We start from the raw sequence: 18455 nt of genomic DNA, 5'->3' as shown, positions 1-18455 counted from the left end.
ATTCTCATTCTTATTATCATCTTCCAGGAGTCCCGCATGCCCCGTCACGTCCCCCTGCGTCCTATGCTCATCGCGCTGTCGCTGGCCTATTCCGGCCAGGCCATCGCCGCCGAACCGGCCGATGCCGACACGCCCGAGACCACCATGCAGGTGGTCACCGTCACCGGCACGCAGGAAGACAGCTACACGGCCCGCAACACCAAGTCCGCAGGCAAGCTCGACCTGACGCTGCGCGAAACGCCGCAATCGGTGTCCGTCGTCACGCGCGCGCTGATGGATGATTTCCACCTCAGCAACATCAACCAGGTGCTGTCCACCACCACCGGCGTCACCGTCGAGAAGGTGGAAACCAGCCGCACCTACTACACCGCGCGCGGCTTCGACATCGTCAACTTCCAGTACGACGGCATCGGCGCGCCCCAGGTCTTCGGCAACGTCTCGGGCGACCTCGACACCGCGCTGTACGAACGCATCGACATCGTGCGCGGCGCCAACGGCATGATGGCCTCGACCGGCAATCCGTCGGCCACCGTCAACTTCATCCGCAAGCGTCCGACCAACGGCACCACCGCCGCCGCCAGCGTCACGCTCGGTTCGTGGAATGCGCGCCGTGCCGAAGGCGACGTCAGCACCAATCTGAACGAGAGCGGCAGCGTCAAGGGCCGCGCCGTGCTGGTGCAACAGGAAAGCGACTCCTACCTGGACCGCTATGCGCCGAAGAAAACCGTGGCTTACGCGGTGGTCGAAGCCCAGCTCGGCGACGCCACCCTGCTGACCGTCGGCCACACCTACGAAACCAACCGCAACAAGGGCGTGATGTGGGGCGCGCTGCCGCTGTACTACACCGACGGCAGCCCGACCAACTATCCGGTCTCGACCAGCACCTCGGCCGACTGGTCGCGCTGGGACACCACCACCAACAGCAGCTTCGCCGAACTGAGCCACAAACTGGGCCGGGACTGGAACCTCAGGTCCTCGCTGAGCTACATCACCGACAAATCGGATTCGACGCTGCAATACGTCTACGGCACGCCGGACAAGACCGCCGGCGGCGGCCTGTATGCCTACCCGTCGCTGTACAACGCGCGCCAGCGCCAGACGCTGCTCGACGTCACGGTCGACGGCAAGTTCGTGCTGGCCGGCCGCCGGCACGACATCAGCTTCGGCTACAACGGCTCGCGCGCCCATCTGAGCGACGTCTCGTTCTACGGCCAGGGCATCGGCACCGAGCTGCCGGGCCAGACCGCCTTCGACGGCAGCTACCCGCTGCCATCCTTCGATGCGGGCACCGACGGCAGCAGCTTCGAGGATACCCGCAACAGCGTCTTCATCGCCGCCCGCTTCAACCTGGCCGACGACTGGAAGCTGCTGAGCGGCCTCAACTCCACGCGCGCCAGGAGCAGCGGCGCCGCCTACGGCGTCAGCAAGTCGCTGGCGGCCCACAAGACCACGCCCTACGTCGGCCTGGTCCACGACATCAACAGCTGGCTGACGGCCTACGCCAGCCACACGGCGATCTTCAATCCGCAAAGCGAGACCGACGCCAGCGGCCAAGTGCTGAAGGCGATCGAAGGCAGCACCAGCGAGGCCGGCCTGAAAAGCGCGCTGTTCGACGGCAGACTGAACCTGTCGGGCGCGGTCTTCAAGACCAGGCAGGACAACACCGCCGAGCAGGCCGGCATGGTCGGCGCCAAGGCCTACTATCGCGGCGTGAACGCCGAATCGCAGGGCGTGGAATTCGACCTGTCCGGCGAGCTGGCCAAGGGCTGGCAAGCCAGCGCCGGCGCGACGCGCCTGTCCATCCACGGCGACGACGGCCAGGCCGCCCGCACCTACATCCCGCGCACCACGCTGCGCCTGAACACCACCTACCAGCTGCCAGGCCTGCCGGCGCTGAAGGTCGGCGCCACGGCGGCATGGCAGAGCGAGATCCATATCGACCAGGAACCGGGCATCGTCACCACCCAGTCGTCTTACGCGACACTGGGCCTGATGGCGCGCTACCAGATCGACAAGCACCTGAGCCTGTCGCTAAACCTGAACAATGTGACGGACAAGAAGTACCTGACCAGCCTGTACTGGACGCAAAGCCTGTACGCGGCGCCGCGCAACGGCAGCGCCACGCTGAGCTGGAATTATTGATGCGCCATTGAAATATTTTTCCGCTGTGACATTTTGATATGATCTGCGCGCGCCGGGCCGTCACAATGGCGTCCGGCGCAACGCCTCATCATCAAAACGACACAGGGAAATACACATGGCAAAATGTTTCAAAGCACTGGCAGGCGCCGCGCTGCTGCTGGCTTGCGGCCTGGCTTCAGCCCAACTGCCCATCGGCAATGGCGGTGCTCTCTTCTCAGGAGTCAACAAGGCCAATCCCAACCCGTCGCAAATCCTCGACATCTACATCGGGAACGCGCAGGCGCTGCTCAACGCAAACAAGGACTTGCTCAGCGCCGTGGGATTGAGCGAGCCGGCCGCCAGGGCGGGCGCCGAGGCGCAAAACCTGACGCCGCAATCCAGCCGCAGCCAGATTGAAAATGCGCTCAAGATACAGGCCGACAGCGGCCAGGCGCTGACGCAGAAACTGGCCGCCGGAGAGGCGCTGAGCGCTGCCGGAAAACTGCAATTCATCACCGGCGTGACAGCGCTGTCGCACGGCCTGATCGCGAGCGCCGGCATGTCGCGCGACCTGGTGGACATCCGCAAGACGCTCAAGGGCGCCAACGGCGCGGCCATCTCCGTGCTGTACCTGTCAAAAGCGTTGCCGGGCTCCGTCAGGGAAGTGGGCCAGACGCTGCAGGCCGCCGTCGCCTACGCCAAGGCCAACAACCTCACGCTGCCGCCGGTAGCGAACGAAGCGCTGGCTGTGCTGTAAGCGCGGGCGGCGGCAGCAGCTTGAGCAGCTGCTCCGGCGGCAGCGGACGGCTGAACAGGTAGCCCTGCATTTCGTCGCAGCCGTTCTCGCGCAGGAAGCTGCGCTGCTGTTCGGTCTCCACGCCTTCGGCGATCACGCGCAGCTTGAGCCGGTGCGCCAGGCCGATGATCGAGCTGGCGATGGCTTCGTCGCCTTCGCTGCGGCCCAGGTCGCGCACGAAGGATTTGTCGATCTTCAGGGTGCTGATCGGGAAGGACTTCAGCGCCGACAGGCTGGAATACCCCGTGCCGAAATCGTCGATCGACAGCGACACCCCCATCGCCCGCAGTTCGGCCATCTTGGCCACCGCGCCCTGCAGGTCGCGCATGATCACGCCCTCCGTCACTTCCAGCTCCAGCCATTCCGCGGCCAGGCCGCTGTCGGCCAGCGCCCGCGCCACGCGCGGCACCAGCTGCTGCTCCTCGAACTGGCGCGGCGAGACGTTGACGGAGATGCACAGCGGCGCCAGGCCGGCGTCCTGCCAGGCGCGGTTCTGCGCGCAGGCGGTGCGCAGCACCCACTCGCCCAGCGCGACGATCATGCCGCTCTCCTCGGCCAGCGGGATAAACCGGTCCGGCCCGATCACGCCGTGCTCCGGATGCTCCCAGCGCACCAGCGCCTCGACGCCGAACACGCGGCCGCTGCGCAGGTCAACCTTGGGCTGGTACACCAGGCGGAACTGGTTGTCGTCCAACGCGCCGCGCAAGCCCTCCAGCAGCGCCAGCTTCTGTTCGATGTGGGCGTTCATTTCGCCGGTATAGAACTGGCAGTTGTTCTTGCCCATGTCCTTGGCGCGGTACATCGCCGCGTCGGCGTGCATCAGCAGTGTCTCGGCGTCGCCGCCGTCGTTCGGATAGACCGCCACGCCGATGCTGCAGCTGACCTGCACTTCCTGGCCGCACAGGCTGATCGACTGCAGCACCGCTTCGCGCACGCGCTCCAGCACCGGCGCCGCGTCGGCCACCAGGCCGGCCTCGCTCAGCAGCAGCACGAACTCGTCGCCGCCGAAGCGGCCGACGGTGTCGCCGGCGCGCAGGCAGCCGGCCATGCGCTCGGCCACCACCTTCAGCAGCTCGTCGCCGGCGTTGTGGCCCAGGCAGTCGTTGACCAGCTTGAAGCCGTCCAGGTCGATGAAGGCGACCAGCACCGCGCCGCCGTTGCGCTGCGCCTGGGCGATGGTCAGCTCAAGGCGGTCGGCGATCAGGCTGCGGTTCGGCAGCCCGGTCAGCGTATCGTGGTGGGCCAGGTGCAGCATGCGCTCCTCGGCCAGCTTGCGCTCCGAGATGTCGCGCACGATGGCGACGATGCCGCCTTCGACCGGCACCACCTGCTGGTGCAGCCAGCGCGCGCGCAGCTGCGGTATGGTGCTTTCCCATTCCTGCTCGTGGACGCCGCCGATGCGCGTCACGTGCACCAGGTGCTCGAACATGCCGTTGCTGCGCGCCTGCGGCATCAGGCTGGATAAGGTCATGCCGCACAGCCGCTGCTTGCTGTAGCCGGTCATCTGCTCGGCGCGCACGTTGGCGTCGACGAAGATGAAGTCGACGATGTCGCCGCCGGCGTCGCGCACTTCGCGCATGACGAAGAAGGCGTCCAGGCTGGCGGCCGACGCCGCCGCATAGGTTTCCTGCGCGCGGCGCACGTGGGCGCGGTTGCGCGCGCCCTGCCACGACCATAGCCACAACAGCGCGGTGCCGAACACCAGCACCGCGCTGGCGATCCCCGCCTCCCACAGTTTTTCGCGGCGCTGGCGCTCGAAGCCGGCCATCAGTTCCGTTTCATCCAGCCCGACCAGCACGTTGAGCGGCACGCCATGCAGCGCCCGCATGCCGCTGTAGCGGTTCAGCGCGTTCGGCAAGCCGGCCGGCTCCGCGCGCAGGGTCATGCGCTGGCCGAACGACATCTGGTCGCCGATGCGCAGCGCGCGCACCACGCCGTCGGCGCCGACCAGGCCCAGCATGCCGCGCTCGCCGAGGCGGCTGCGCTCATAGCTGCTGGTGAAGTAGGCCGGGTCGGTCTCGACGATGACGATGCCGGCGAAATTGCCGGCGGCGTCATCGATCCTGCGCGTGAAGTGCAAATGCCATTCGGTGTTGGCGGCGTCGCGCGCGGCCTGGCTGACGTAGGTGACGCCGCTGTCGCGCTCCTGGTGGAAGGTGAAATAAGGCTGGCCGGCCACCGAAATCGGCAGCGCGCGCGGATTGCTGGCCACCGTCATGCCGTTGCGGTCGACGATGCTGACCACGAACACCACACCCGGCGGCAGCAGGCCTTCGCGGCCCAGCTCCGGCAGCGCGCCCAGCGCGCCCTTGCGCTCGACCGCGTATTTGAGCATGCGCAGCGTCTGGTCGATGCCGTCCAGGCTGCGCGCCACCTGCGCCTCGTAGGTGCCCAGCAGTTCGCGCAGCGTATCGGCGGCGGCTTCCTGCGCGTGCTCGCGCTCGGCGTCGATCTCGTGGAACGACACCAGCCAGATCGCCACCAGCAGCATCAGCGCGAACAGCGGCAGCGACACGTGCGTGTCCAGGCCGCGCCGCAGCCAGCGCGCCCGCAGCGTATCCTTCCTGGCCGGCGCGTTCATCGCGCCACCTGCACGGCCTTGACGCTGGCGTCCAGCGCGGCGCGGTCGATATAGCCGATCATGGCCGGATTGTCGGCCACCATCCTGCGCACGGCGGCGCTGCTGGCCAGCTCGCGCGGCGGCTGGCCGCGCCCGGTGAACACCATCTTGGTCCAGTAAGCCTTCATCAGGGCCGGCGACTTGGCCGCCATTCTGTCGTAGAACTCGTCGCGCAGCGGGCTGCCGACCGGCAGGTCCAGCGCCACCGCCTGCTCGCCGCCGGGGAAGCGGCCGGTCTGCGCCAGGAAGATCTCGGCCACCTGCTCCGGGCGCAGCGCGGTCACCGGATTCCTGGCCGAGACGATCACCACCAGCTCGGCCGCGCCGGCCGCGCCGGCCCACAGCAGCAGGCTGGCCAGCGCAAGACGGCGTAGCGTGAGGAGCATCATATGCATGGGCGCCCCCGTCAGAACACGAAGTCCACGGCCGCGCTCAGCACGGCGATGGGCCGGCCCGGTCGGAACCCCGGCTGGACGTTGATGAAGGTGCCGGTCGAGCCCTGCTGCGGCGTGATGCGGTCGTACTGCAGCTTGAGCGCATAGTTGGGGCACAGGTCCCAGCGCGCGCCGGCGGCGACGCTGCGCTGGCGCGGAATCGCCGCCAGCAGCTGGTTCAAGCCGGCGTTCAAGCCGGCGCCGGCGGCGGCCAGCGGCGGCGGCAGCGCGGCCAGGTCGAGGCCCGCCGTGCTGGCCGGCGTGTTCGCGCGCGAAACGGAATACGCCAGGTAGGGCGTCACGTCGCCGATGCGGTAGCCGGCGCTCAGGTAGGCGGCGGTCTTGTCGCCCAAGTACGAGCGCGCGTTCATGCGGCCGATCTCGCCCATCGCGAACCAGGCGCCGGGATCGTAGTTGAAGCCGATCGCGGCGACGTCGGCGCGCACCGCGTTGACGTCGTAGCGCGCGGCCAGCGCCGCGCCCTGCGGCCCGAAGGCGCGCAGGCCGTCGAACAGCTCGCGCGCGATGTCGACGCTGAGCTGGGTGGTCAGAAAGCTGGCGCGCAGCGTCAGCGCGCCGGCGGTGGTGGTGTTGGACAGGCCGCTCAGCGCGCGCGCCTGGGCCCGCGCGCCCGGCGACAGCGACAGGTCGGTGCGGCCGAAGAAGGCCTGCGTGAGGTTGTTGGCCTCGCCCGCGCGCCAGCGGTAGCTGGCGTCGACGCCGTCGCTGTTACTCAGCGGGATGGCGCCGTACAGCTCCACCGGCGGCCGCACCCACGGCAGCGCGTAGCCGGCCTTGCGGTAGTCGCCGCTCAGGAACAGCGGCAGCGCGATGCGGCCCGCGCGCACGCTCAGGTCCGGCGTGGCCTGGTACTGAAGGTTGGCCCACTCGACCCTGGGCGCATAGCCGCCGCGCAGCGTGCGCTCGGACACCAGCTGCAGCACCGCCGACCACGCGCCGTCCAGGTTCACGCCCAGCTGCATGCCGAGGCGGCTGTCGACGGCGGCGCTCCAGTCGCGGCTGTAACCGGCGTCGCCGGGATTGAGGACGTTGGCGGTGAAGTCGGCCGCGTGCTCGCTGCTGTGCGCCACGCCCAGCGTGCCGAAGCCGCCGAAGGTCCAGCGTGCCCGGTCGTCGTCCACGACCTCGCCTGCCGGAGCCATGCGGCAGCTCAGCATCATCAAGGTCGCAACGGTGGCGCGCAACGGCGAAAATTCAACGGTCATTGTGGTTCCTGTCTATCGGCATACGGCAAACGAATGCCCGCCTTCCGCACAGCGGAATGTCTGTTTAATAAGGTGGGAGGGTTACGTGGGCACGGAGCCGGGGTGCCGGTCCGAAGAACTGATTCGGATGAATGAACTTTATACTGCCTTTCGGCAACTGTCGATGAATTAGAGCAATATACCAAAAATTCTCTCCAAAAATCACACTTTTCAGTGACTTTTAGACATTTCCAATGTCAATACATTATCGGATGGCTTGCTCTAATTTCCATCTTATGGATGCGCCAACGCCTGCTTCAGCTTGTCCACGCTGTATGGTTTCAAGAGCAACTGCGCCTGCTCCAGCGCGAAGCGCGGGTGCTGGCCGCTGGCGTAGATGATGCGCAGGCCGGGCTGGGCGGCGCGCGCCCTGCCCGCCAGCACCTCGCCGGACAAGTCGGGCAGCGAGATATCGGTCAACAGGACGTCGACCGGCCCTTGCGCCAGCAGCGCCAGCGCGCCGGCCGCGTCGCCGGCCTGCAGCACCGTATGGCCCAGCAGCTCCAGCAGCTCGCCGGTGGTGGCGCGCAGCTCCGGCTCGTCCTCCACCAGCAGGATGCGGATGCCGCCCGGCTGGCTGACGGCCAGCGCGATATCGGCCGCCGCCTGCGCATGCTGCCGGCGGTTGGCCAGCACATGGCGCACCTTGCGCGCCAGCGCCTCGCGGGTGTACGGCTTGCCCAGCAAATCGACGCCGGGGTCGAGCCGGCCGCCGTGCACGATGGCGTTCTCTGTGTAACCGGAGGTGAACAGCACCGCCATGCCGGGCTGGCGCTCGCGCGCCTTGCGCGCCAGCTCGGGACTGCGCAAGGTGCCCGGCATGACCACGTCGGTAAACAGCAGGTCGATCGGCATGCCGCTGTCGACGATGCTCAGCGCGCTGGCGGCGTCGCCCGCCTTCAGCACCCGGTACCCCAGCTCGCTCAGCAGTTCGACCACGGTGGCGCGCACGCCCTCGTCGTCTTCCGCCACCAGGATGGTCTCCTGGCCGCCGACCACGGCGCGCGCCTCCGGCGGCAGCGGCGCGTCCTCGACATCCAGGGAGCGCGGCAGGTATAGCTTGACCGTGGTGCCGTTGCCCGGTTCGCTGTAGATCTTGACGTGGCCGCCGGATTGGCGCGCGAAGCCGTACACCATCGACAGGCCGAGGCCGCTGCCCTTGCCTTCCGGCTTGGTCGAGAAGAAGGGATCGAAGGCCTGCTCCATCACCTCGGCGCTCATGCCGCTGCCGGTGTCGCTGACGGCGATCATCACGTACTGGCCGGCGCTGAGCTCCGGGTGGGCGCTGGCGTAGGCGTCGTCCAGCAATGCATTCCCCACTTCGATGGTCAGCTTGCCCACGCCTTCCATCGCGTCGCGCGCGTTGATGCACAGGTTGAGCACCGCGTTCTCCACCTGCGCGGTGTCGACCAGCGTATTCCACAAGCCGCCGGAGATCACCGTCTCCACCTCGATCTCCTCGCCCAGGCTGCGGCGCAGCATGTCCTCCATGCCGCTGATGAAGCGGCCGATCCTGACCACGCGCGGGTCGAGCGCCTGGCGCCGGCCGAACGCCAGCAGGTAGCTGGCCAGCTTGGCGCCGCGCGTGACGCCGGCCAGCGCGTTGTCCAGCCGACGCTCGGCGCGCGCATTGCCGGCCACGTCGCCGGCCAGCAGCTGCAGATTGCCGGAGATGACCTGCAACAGGTTGTTGAAGTCGTGCGCCACGCCGCCGGTCAGCTTGCCGATCGCTTCCATCTTCTGCGACTGCTGCAAGGCCAGCGCGGTGCGCCGCATTTCCTCGGCCGCCGCCCGTTCCGCCGTCATGTCGCGGCCCACCGCGTGGACGAAGCGCTGGTCCGGCGCCGCCGTCCACGACAGGATGGCGTAGCCGCCGCCCTTGCGGCGCGTGCGGTTCTCGAATTTGAAGGTGTTGGCGCCGCCGGCCAGCGATGCCATTTCGGCCGACGTCGCCGCCAGGTCGTCCGGATGCACCAGCGTGTACAGCGAAGTGCCGACGATCTCGGCCTGCTCCCAGCCCAGCAATCGGGTAAAGGCCGGGTTGATGGCGGTGATCCAGCCTTCAAGTTCGGCCACCAGCATGACGTCGGTGGAGTACTGCCACATGCGGTCGCGCTCCGCGGTGCGCTCGGCCACCTGCCGCTGCAGCATGGCGGCGGTGGATTTCTGGTCCTGGATGTCGGTGTTGGTGCCGACCCAGCGCTGCACCGCGCCGTTGTCGTCGACGATAGGCAGGGCGCGCACGATGTGCCAGCGGTAGGCGCCGTCGGCGCGGCGGATGCGGAATTCGGTTTCGTAGGTCTGCCCGGCCGCCACGGCGGCGAACCACGAAGCGCCGGCCGCGTCGCGGTCGTCCGGGTGGACGATGTCGGCCCAGCCGACGCCGTCCAGCTGGCCCGGCCGGGTGCCCGAGTAGCGGTACACCTGGTCGTTGAGCCAGTCGACGCCGCCGTCGGCGGCGGAGGCCCATACCTGGTTGGGCATGGTCTGCGCCAGCGTGCGGAAGGTGTCCTCGCTGGCGCGCATCAGGTTCTCGGCCAGCACGCGGTCGGTGACGTCGGCGCCCTGCACGAAGATGCCCAGCACACTGCCGCTGTCGTCGCGCAGCGGCTGGTAGACGAAGTCGAGAAAGCGCTCGCGCGCCGGCGCCTCGCCGGTGGCGTCGATCGAGAACGGCACGGCGACGCCGGACCAGCTCTCGCCCGAAGCGTACAGCCGGTCGAGCAGCGCGGCGAAGCCCTGGGCCTCGGCCTCCGGCAGCGCCTCGCGCAGCGGCAGGCCGAGCACCGGCCGGTGGCCGATCAATGCCGAGTATGCGCGATTGGCCAGCGTGAACACGTGATCGGGGCCGGACAGCATGGTCATGAAACCCGGCGCCTGTTCGAACATGGTACGCAGCCGTTCGCCCTCGTTGCGAAGGCGGCGCTCCGCCTTGACCTTGCCGGTGGTCTCGACCACGATCACCATCACGCCGACCGGCGCGCCCTGCTCGTCCAGCAGCGGCGAATAGTCGAGGTTCATCCACACCTGCTCCGGCTTGCCGGACCGGCGCAGCGTCAGCTCCTGGTCGACATAGGCCAGCGTGCCGCCGCCCAGGCAGACCTGCAGCACGTGCTGGTTGAAGTCCGCCACCTCCGGCCAGGCCTCGCGCACGTTGGCGCCCAGCGAGGCCGGGTGGCGTCCGGCGGCAAACACCGAATAGCCGTCGTTATAGATCATCACGCCCTCCTCGCCCCACAGCGTGACGATGGGCACCGGCGAGCGCAGGATCAGCGAGATCGTGGTCTTCAGCGACTGCGGCCAGCCGTCGATCGGACCCAGCGCGGTCGCCCCCCAGTTAAAGGAAGCAATAATCTGCGCTAGCTGGCCGCCGCCTTGAAGGAAGGAATGAGTCATCGGACGATTATAGCGTTGTCCTATACAGAAAACTTGCGCACGGGAGTAATCGTGCATTGCCAATTAGATAAATTACAGCTATCCTGAGAATAGGAATCATTATCATTAAAGAGAAATCAAAGAGACACATGGATATCCCTCAAGAGCTGCGCAAACTCGGCCTGAAAGCCACCCTGCCCCGCCTGCGCATCCTGCAGCTGTTCCAGGAATCGAAGAGCAAGCACCTGAACGCGGACGACGTCTACCGCCTGCTGCACGACGAAAATATCGACATGGGCCTGGCCACGGTCTACCGCGTGCTGATGCAGTTCGCCGACGCAGGCATCCTGATCCGCCGCCATTTCGAATCGGTGGCCTCGGTGTTCGAGCTGAATGAAGGCAGCCACCACGACCATCTGATCTGCACCAATTGCGGCCGCATGGAGGAGTTCCTCGACGCCGAAATCGAGCGGCGCCAGGAGGCGGTGGCCAGGGAGCGCAACTTCGTGCTGCACGAGCACTCGCTGTCGCTGTACGGTTTTTGCGGCGACTGCGCGGCCACCATCAACCCGCTGGCCAGCGTCAAGAAGATGCGGCGTTCCTGAACAGCGCCTCGACAAAATCGACGAACACCTTGATCCTGGCCGCGCGCTGATGGCGTTGCGGGTACAGCACCGACACGTCCGGCCCCGGCGCCTGCCAGGGCTCCAGCAGAGGCAGCAGCGCGCCGCTGCGCAGCGGTTCGATCAGCGATACCGATAGATGCTGGACGATGCCGCCGCCCTGCAGCGCCATTTCGATCAGCGATTCCACATGATCCATCGCCACCGCGCCGCGCGGCGTGCTGGTGAACGGCTGGCCGTCCTGCTGGAAGGTCCACGGCCGCAGCTGGCGCGCTTTCGGATAGACGAAATTCAGGCATGGCAGGTGCTCCAGGTCGTCCGGGTGGCCGGGCCGGCCATGCCTGGCGATGAAGTCCGGCGAGGCGCAGCAGATGTAGTTGTTCTTGAAGATGCTGCGTCCCACCAGCGAAGAATCGGGCAGCTCGCCGATGCGCAGCATCACGTCCACGCCCTCGTCCACCATGTCGATCAGGCGGTCGCTGGCCGTCAGGCGCACGCTCAGTTCCGGATAGGCCGCCAGGAAGCGCGGCAGCGCCGGCGCCACGAAGCGGCGCGCCAGGATGTCCGGCATGTCGACCCGCAGGCTGCCGCGCGGCAGTTGCCGCGCATCGCTCATGCTGGCTTCCAGTTCATCCATCTCGTCGAGCAGGCGGCGGGCCTGCTCGACGCAGCGCCGCCCCTCCTCGGTCAGCGACATGCTGCGCGTGGTGCGGTTCAGCAGGCGCGCGCCGAAGTGCGCCTCCAGCACGCCGATCTGGTGGGTGACGGAGGATGTCGATATCCCCAGCTTGGCCGCGGCGCGGCTGAAGCCACCGGCATCGACCACGGCGCAAAAAACCTTCAAGGCATCCAGACGATCCATCCCGCTCCCCCTTTTTTCACTCTAGCGTGATTATTCACGATTTCGGGATACTGCATGCGAACCAGCCCCGTTTTTCCCGCCGCCGCCCTGCCCTAGACTGGCTTTATCAATCACCGAGGAGCACATCATGCAAGCAGTCGTACTGAATAACGCGGGCGCCCCGCTCGTCATCCAGCAGATCGAACGCCCCGCCGCCGGTCCGGGCCAGGTGCTGGTGCGCGTATGCGCCAGCGGCGTCAATCCGCTCGACACCAAGATCGCCGCCGGCAAGGCCGATCACGCCCGCGTCCAGCTGCCCGCCATACTGGGCATCGACATGGCCGGCGTGGTCGACAGCGTCGGCGCGGGCGTCGAGTCTTATGCGCCGGGCGACCGGGTCTACGGCATGACCGGCGGCATCGGCGGCGTCCAGGGCTCGTTGGCCGAGTATGCGGCTGTGGACGCGCGCCTGCTGGCCCACATGCCGCCGGGGTTGACGATGCGCGAAGCCGCCGCGCTGCCGCTGATCTTCATCACCGCCTGGGAAGGCCTGGTCGACCGCGCCCGCGTCGGCCCAGGCAAGACGGTGCTGGTGCACGGCGGCGCCGGCGGCGTCGGCCACATGGCGGTGCAGCTGGCGATCGCGCTGGGCGCCACGGTCCATGCCACCGGCAGCGCAGGCCAGCGCGGGGCCATCGAGGCCATGGGCGCGACATTCATCGACTACCGCGCCGCCAGCGTTGAAGAATACGTCCAGCAATACACGGACGGCGAAGGCTTCGACATCGTCTATGACACGGTCGGCGGCGCCACGCTGGACGCCTCGTTCCGCGCCGCGCGCCAGTATCACGGCCATGTAGTGAGCTGCCTCGGCTGGGGCACGCATGCGCTGGCGCCGCTGTCGTTCCGGGCCGCGACGTATTCGGGCGTGTTCACGCTGCTGCCGCTATTATCGGGCAAAGGCCGCGCGCATCACGGCGACATCATGAAAGAAGCCGGCGCGCTGGTCGCCGCCGGCAAGCTGAAAGTGATGCTGGATCCGGCCGTCTACACGCTGGCCGGCGCCAATGCCGCCCATGCCGCGCTGGTCGAAGGAAGGGCGTGCGGCAAGGTGGTGGTGGAAGTCGCTACGGCGTAAGCGTATCGGCCTCGCCGAAGGACGGCGGTGGCGCGAACTTCATGCCCGGATTGGTGAACATCTTCACCGGCCGGGTCTTGTCGTTCTTGATGAAGCCGAACTGGCCGGGATCGTACTGGAAGCGGCCGGCCGCGTTGACGATGGAGATGCCGCCCTCGCTGACGTGGACGTGCAGGCCCGGCTCCAGGCCCGGCGACGGATCGAGGTCGCCCTTGCCGGTCAGGTATTCAAGGAAGAAGGTGGTGCCGCGTATGCCTATGGTGGCGCTGGGTGTCTTCAGCGCGAACTTGTCCTTGCTGCGCTTGCCGAGAATGCCGGTGACCGAGCGCAGGCCGCCCTTGAGCAGCGTGAAGGCGGCGCGGTCGGCATCGGGCTTGTCGCCGTCGAAGGAGAACTGGTCGATGACGACCGTGGAACCGGGCTTCAGGGTCAGCTCGCTGTTGTCGATGAAGCGCACCAGCGCGTAGGCGCCGGCGGCCGTGGTCAGCGTATCGCCGCCCTCCACTTCCGACCTGGCCTGCAGCGCCCTGAGCGCGCCGGACGGCGAGCGCGCGCTCATCGCGCCGCTGGCCTGCACCACCACGCCGGCCACCTGCGCAGCCGAAGCCTGCGCCGCCGTCGCCCACAGCAGCAGCGCTGCCAGAACATACCGAATCCGCATGAAACACCTGATCGAGATCTGAATAGGCTTTTATATCACGGATAGCCATCAGGCGGCCTGCAGTTGCAGGCTGCCTTCGAGGAATGTGAGTGCGGATTCCGCCGTCAACGGGCGGCTGTAGTAGTAGCCCTGTATCTCGTCGCAGCGCCAGCCGCTCAGCATGCCGCGCTGTGCTTCGGTCTCCACGCCCTCGGCGATCACGGTCAGGCCCAGGCTGTGACCGAGGCCGATGGTGGCCTGCACGATGGCGCTTTGCTCGCGCACCGAGTGCATATTGCGCACGAAGGACTGGTCGATCTTCAGCTTGTGAATCGGGAAGCGCGACAGGTAGGCCAGGCTGGAATAACCGGTGCCGAAATCGTCGATGGCCAGCTTGAGGCCGAGCGCGCGCAGGCGGTGCAGCAAGGCGATGGCGCTTTCGGCGTCTTCCACCATCACGCTTTCGGTGATCTCCAGCTCGATGCTGCAGGGGTCGACGTGGGTGGTGGCAAGCAGGTCCTCCAGGTGCGCCAGGAAGCCCGGCGCGGCAAACTGGCGCGGCGAGATATTCACCGCCACCACCACCCGCTGGCCGGTTTCGGCCTGCCACACGCTGACCTGGCGGCAGGCTTCTTCCAGCACCCAGTTGCCGATGGCGACGATCAGGCCGGATTCCTCGGCCAGCGGAATGAAGTCGGCCGGCGAGATCAGCTGGCCGTTGCGGCGCCAGCGCACCAGCGCTTCGAAGCCGATCAAGCCGCCGTTGTGCAAGGCTTGCTGCGGCTGATAATGCAATTCCAGTTCGTCGCGCTCGATGGCGTGGCGCAGCAGCGATTCCAGGTCCAGCCGCTCGCCCGCTTCGGCGTTGAGCTGCTGCGAATAGGCCACCAGCCGGTCGCCGCCGGCCTTGCGCGCGGCCTGCAGCGCGGCGTCGGCGTTGCGCAGCAGGACGTCCGGCGTGGCGCCGTTGTGCGGATAGGTGACCGCACCCAGGCTCAGGGTGGTGAAGATTTCGTGGCCTTCGCAATCGAACGGGCTGCATGCCTCTTCGCGCAGGCCGTCCATCGCCGCGCGGAATTCGTCGCTGCTGCAATCCATGCCGTACAGGATGGCGAAGTTGGCGCCGTCCAGGCGGAACACCTCGCCGCCGCAGCGCTCCGCAGCGGCGCGGATCCGGCCCGTCAGGCCGACCATGACGCGGTCGCCGAAGGCGTGGCCGAAGCCGCCGACAATGCGCGAGAAGCGGTCGATGGTGCCCAGCACCACCACGTGCGCTTGCTGCGCCGGCAAGGCCGCCAGCCGCGCCTCGAAGCTGCGGCGGTGCGCGAGGCCGGTCAGCGGATCGTGGCCGGCCTGGTGTTTCAGTTCATCCTCGATCCGCACCCGGGCCCGCACGTGATGCAGCATGAACAGGCAGGTCAGCAAGGCCAGCACGTCGAACAAATGCACCAGCAGCGTGATGCCGGCGATGCTGCGGCTGGCCATGCTGCCCTTGTCGTTGATCGCATCCTGCACCTGCTGCTGCATGCCGTCGATCTGCGCGCGCAGCCGCTTGACATCGTTGTTCATCGCGATCAGTACGCGGCGCGCGGCTGCTGGATCGGCATCGACGCCGCGCTCGAAGTCCGGCGCCAGCTTGACGATATCCAGGTAGCCTTCGCGCAGTGCGCCCAGCTCCGGGCCATCGCCCAGGCTGGACCGCAGTTGCGCGAGGGAGGCATCGAGTTCGCCCCGGCCCATGTTCTCCAGCACATGGAAGCGCTCCGACGTGATCGATGCGGTAAAGCGTTTGTCGAACGCCAGCTGGTAGCGCAGCATGGCGCTTTCAAAGTCGCCGAGGTAGCGCAGCTGCGGAATGGTCTTGGTCAGCAGCGGCGTCTCGTTGCGGCGGATATTGTGCGCGGTCCTTTCCATCACCACCGAGAGCGTCACGCTGGCCGCGACCACCAGCAACAACATGATGTAAATGAGACGGCGTGAACTGCTGATGGCGTTGGTCATGACTATTCCTGTGGGGATGGGAAGCCGGCGCCGCCGGCCTGGCGCAGGCACCGCAGCAGTTCGTTCGCCTCGAAGGGTTTGCTCAGGAAGCAGGAGGCGCCGCCTTGCAGCGCGCGCTTGCGCAATGCTGCTTCGGGAAAGGCTGTCATCAGGATCAGCGGCAGCTGGTTGCCCTGGCGGCGCAGCTGCTCCAGCAGTTCGATGCCGCTCATGCCCGGCATCTGCAGGTCGGTGACGATGCAGTGGTAGTCACCCAGGCCGCCTGCTGCCAGCAGGGCGTATGCCGAATCGTAGGCGTCGGCGGTGTAGCCATAGGAGCGCAGCAGGCTGCTGAGGGCAATCCGCACCGAGTCGTCGTCGTCGACGATGGCGATATTGCATAAATGTGGTTCCGGATAAGTCACTAGCTACTCCCATGTTCGGACGGCGGCTCGCGGCCATCCAGCGCATGGGAGAACAATACAGTTCGGTGACCTTTACCGAAATTATACAAGGGTATAGGTATGCCGGAAGCTCAAGCCAGGCCAAGGGCTTCGGCCATGCGCACCAGGTCGGCGAAGGTCTTGGCTTCCATCTTGCGCATGGCGTTCCCGCGATGGATCTTGACGGTGATCTCGCTGGTGCCGACCTCGCCGGCGATCTGCTTGTTCATCAGGCCGCGCGCGGCCAGGCCCATGATCTCGCGCTCGCGCGGCGTCAGGGTGGCGTAGCGCGTGGTCAGCCCTTGCAGCGCCTGGTCGCGCTGGCGCCGTTCGCGGTCGGCCTGCAGCGCGGCGTGGATCGCGTCCAGCAGGTCCTGGTCGCGGAAAGGCTTGGCCAGGAAGTCGATGGCGCCGGCCTTCATGGCCCGCACCGACATCGGGATGTCACCGTGCCCCGTCATGAAGATGATCGGCAGCGCCACGCCGTCGCGATTGAGCTCGGCCTGGAAATCGAGCCCGCTGACGCCCTGCAGCCGCACGTCCAGCAGCAGGCAGCTGGTCAGCTCGGGACGCGGCGCGGCCAGGAATTCCGCCACCGAGGCGTGGGCGGCGATCCGCATGCCGACGGAGCGCAGCAGGCTGGAAATGGCGTCGCGCAGCGGCGCCTCGTCGTCGACGATGTAAACCAGCGCGTCGGCGTAGTCAATCTGGTTCATGAGCTGATGCACGAGCTGGTTCATGGGCGGGCAACGAGAAAAAGATGGTGGCGCCGGCCACGGGACCGTCCGGCGCCGGCTGGCGCACCCAGATGCGGCCGCCGTGGGTTTCGATGATCGAGCGGCAGATCGGCAGCCCCATGCCCATGCCCTCCTCCTTGGTGCTGTAGAAGGCTTCGAACAAACGCGGCATCGCCGCCGCCGGAATGCCGGGGCCGGAGTCGCTGACGCTCAGCTGCGGGCAGCCGCTTTCGCCGGCTTGCGTGCGCAGCGTCAGCACCGCCTGGCCGGGAGCGCAGCCGGACATGGCCTGGATGGCGTTCATCAGCAGGTTGATGATCACCTGCTGCAACTGCACGCGGTCGCCCTCGACCGCCGGCAGGTCCGGCGCCAGCGACAGCATCAGGGCGACGTGGTGGTTGTCCAGTTCACGCCGCACCAGGTCCACGCTCTCCTCGACCACGGTGTTCAAGTCCAGCACCGCGTGCTGCGGGTCGCTGCGGCGCGCCAGTGCGCGGATGCGCTTGATCACGCCAGTGGCGCGCTGGCTCGCTTCCAGTATGCTGGAAATGGTGGCGCGCGCCTCGGCCAGGTCGGGCAGCGGGCGGTTCAGCCAGCGCACGCAGGCCTCGCCGTTGGTGGAAATCGCCGCCAGCGGCTGATTGACTTCGTGCGCGATGGAGGCGGCCAGTTCGCCCAGCATGGTGACCCGGGTGGCATGCGCCAGCTGCACCTGCGAGCGGTGCAAGGCTTGCTCGGCCAGCACCGCCGCCGTCACGTCGGTCAACGCGCCCAGGTACTCGCAGGAGCCGTCCTGGTTGTACTGGGCGTGCGCCAGCACATGCACGTATTTCAGTTCGCCGTCCGGCATCAGCAGGCGATGGCGCAGGTCGACTACGCCCTCGCCCCGCAGCGACTGTTCGAACGCCGCACGCACGTGATGGCGGTCCTCCGGCGCGGTGTGCTGCAGCACCCGTTCCATGGTCGGCGTCACGTCCAGCGGATAGCCGAAGATGCGGGCCGCTTCGTCGGACCAGTACATCTCGCCGGTCGGCGCCTTGAAACTGAAGCTGCCGGTCTTGCTGATGCGCTGGGTGCCGGCCAGGAAGGCCTCGCTGCGGCGCAGCGCATGTTCGCGCGCCAGCAGCGCATTGGTGGCGGCCTGGCCGCGCAGCGCCAGGAAGGAAGTGATGCTGATGGCCAGCAGGCCGACCGTCATGCGGCCGGAGGCGGCGCCGGAGAACACTTCGGTGTGGGTCAGCAGGTAGGAGGCCACGGTCAGCGCCAGGCAGACGGCGGTGGCCAGCAGGACGCCGCGCCGCTGCCACACGCTGGCCGACAGCAGTACCACCACCACGTACATCACGGCGATCGCCATGTCGAGCGGCGAGAAGGTGTCCAGCGCGAAGATCAGCAGCGTGAGACAGATCAGCAGCGCAGACATCCAGGGAGTGCTAGGTACC

Annotated in this window: 14 protein-coding genes; 4 read left to right on the top strand and 10 right to left on the bottom strand. The window is 67.4% G+C overall.

Annotation, left to right across the window (positions count from 1 at the left end):
- Positions 1 to 36: 36 nt before the first annotated feature.
- Both ACEN9F_RS31240 and ACEN9F_RS31235 read left to right on the top strand, forming a co-directional pair.
- Positions 37 to 2142, top strand: a complete 2106-nt coding sequence (locus ACEN9F_RS31240; protein ID WP_413426634.1) for a TonB-dependent siderophore receptor — start codon at positions 37 to 39, stop codon at positions 2140 to 2142.
- A gap of 115 nt (positions 2143 to 2257) precedes the next feature.
- Positions 2258 to 2878: a hypothetical protein gene (locus ACEN9F_RS31235; protein ID WP_413426632.1), complete on the top strand. Its 621-nt coding sequence runs from the start codon at positions 2258 to 2260 to the stop codon at positions 2876 to 2878.
- Here the strand turns inward: ACEN9F_RS31235 and ACEN9F_RS31230 are convergent.
- The 4 genes from ACEN9F_RS31230 to ACEN9F_RS31215 form a co-directional block, all read right to left on the bottom strand.
- Entirely contained in the window at positions 2835 to 5498 is a 2664-nt protein-coding gene (locus tag ACEN9F_RS31230) for an EAL domain-containing protein (RefSeq protein WP_413426630.1), read from the bottom strand. The two genes, ACEN9F_RS31235 and ACEN9F_RS31230, sit on opposite strands and share 44 nt — an antisense overlap.
- Positions 5495 to 5923: a phosphate ABC transporter substrate-binding protein gene (locus tag ACEN9F_RS31225; RefSeq protein ID WP_413427240.1), complete on the bottom strand. Its 429-nt coding sequence runs from the start codon at positions 5921 to 5923 to the stop codon at positions 5495 to 5497. The genes ACEN9F_RS31230 and ACEN9F_RS31225 overlap by 4 nt, the downstream gene beginning before the upstream one ends.
- Positions 5924 to 5943: 20 nt before the next feature.
- On the bottom strand, positions 5944 to 7197 hold the full coding sequence (locus tag ACEN9F_RS31220; protein WP_413426628.1) for a hypothetical protein: 1254 nt from the start codon (positions 7195 to 7197) through the stop codon (positions 5944 to 5946).
- A gap of 273 nt (positions 7198 to 7470) precedes the next feature.
- Positions 7471 to 10632, bottom strand: coding sequence for a PAS domain S-box protein (locus ACEN9F_RS31215; protein ID WP_413426626.1), 3162 nt, complete (start codon positions 10630 to 10632; stop codon positions 7471 to 7473).
- 128 nt (positions 10633 to 10760) lie between these two features.
- On the opposite strand from ACEN9F_RS31215, the gene fur reads away from it, so the two are divergent.
- Positions 10761 to 11216, top strand: a complete 456-nt coding sequence (fur, locus tag ACEN9F_RS31210) for a ferric iron uptake transcriptional regulator (protein ID WP_413426624.1) — start codon at positions 10761 to 10763, stop codon at positions 11214 to 11216.
- Here fur and ACEN9F_RS31205 read toward each other — a convergent pair.
- Complete coding sequence (locus ACEN9F_RS31205) at positions 11194 to 12096, bottom strand: LysR family transcriptional regulator (RefSeq protein WP_413426622.1); 903 nt, start codon at positions 12094 to 12096, stop codon at positions 11194 to 11196. The genes fur and ACEN9F_RS31205 overlap by 23 nt on opposite strands.
- A gap of 127 nt (positions 12097 to 12223) precedes the next feature.
- On the opposite strand from ACEN9F_RS31205, the gene ACEN9F_RS31200 reads away from it, so the two are divergent.
- Complete coding sequence (locus ACEN9F_RS31200) at positions 12224 to 13213, top strand: zinc-dependent alcohol dehydrogenase family protein (RefSeq protein WP_413426620.1); 990 nt, start codon at positions 12224 to 12226, stop codon at positions 13211 to 13213.
- Here ACEN9F_RS31200 and ACEN9F_RS31195 read toward each other — a convergent pair.
- The 5 genes from ACEN9F_RS31195 to ACEN9F_RS31175 form a co-directional block, all read right to left on the bottom strand.
- Positions 13203 to 13874, bottom strand: coding sequence for a FecR domain-containing protein (locus ACEN9F_RS31195; RefSeq protein WP_413426618.1), 672 nt, complete (start codon positions 13872 to 13874; stop codon positions 13203 to 13205). The two genes, ACEN9F_RS31200 and ACEN9F_RS31195, sit on opposite strands and share 11 nt — an antisense overlap.
- Before the next feature lie 48 nt (positions 13875 to 13922).
- Positions 13923 to 15854, bottom strand: coding sequence for a putative bifunctional diguanylate cyclase/phosphodiesterase (locus ACEN9F_RS31190; protein ID WP_413426616.1), 1932 nt, complete (start codon positions 15852 to 15854; stop codon positions 13923 to 13925).
- 2 nt (positions 15855 to 15856) lie between these two features.
- Entirely contained in the window at positions 15857 to 16258 is a 402-nt protein-coding gene (locus ACEN9F_RS31185) for a response regulator transcription factor (protein ID WP_413426614.1), read from the bottom strand.
- A 110-nt stretch (positions 16259 to 16368) separates the two neighbouring features.
- Positions 16369 to 16992 (bottom strand): response regulator transcription factor, encoded by a 624-nt coding sequence (locus ACEN9F_RS31180; protein WP_413426612.1) that lies wholly within the window; start codon positions 16990 to 16992, stop codon positions 16369 to 16371.
- Complete coding sequence (locus ACEN9F_RS31175; protein WP_413426610.1) at positions 16979 to 18436, bottom strand: sensor histidine kinase; 1458 nt, start codon at positions 18434 to 18436, stop codon at positions 16979 to 16981. Before ACEN9F_RS31175 ends, ACEN9F_RS31180 begins: the two co-directional genes overlap by 14 nt.
- Positions 18437 to 18455: the final 19 nt, after the last annotated feature.

Origin of the sequence: Duganella sp. CT11-25 (assembly GCF_047302815.1) — a bacterium.
In the GTDB taxonomy this organism is placed as follows: Bacteria; Pseudomonadota; Gammaproteobacteria; order Burkholderiales; family Burkholderiaceae_D; genus Rugamonas.
The sequence above is the reverse complement of the archived record's forward strand: the minus strand, read 5'-3'. Positions and strand labels throughout refer to the sequence as shown.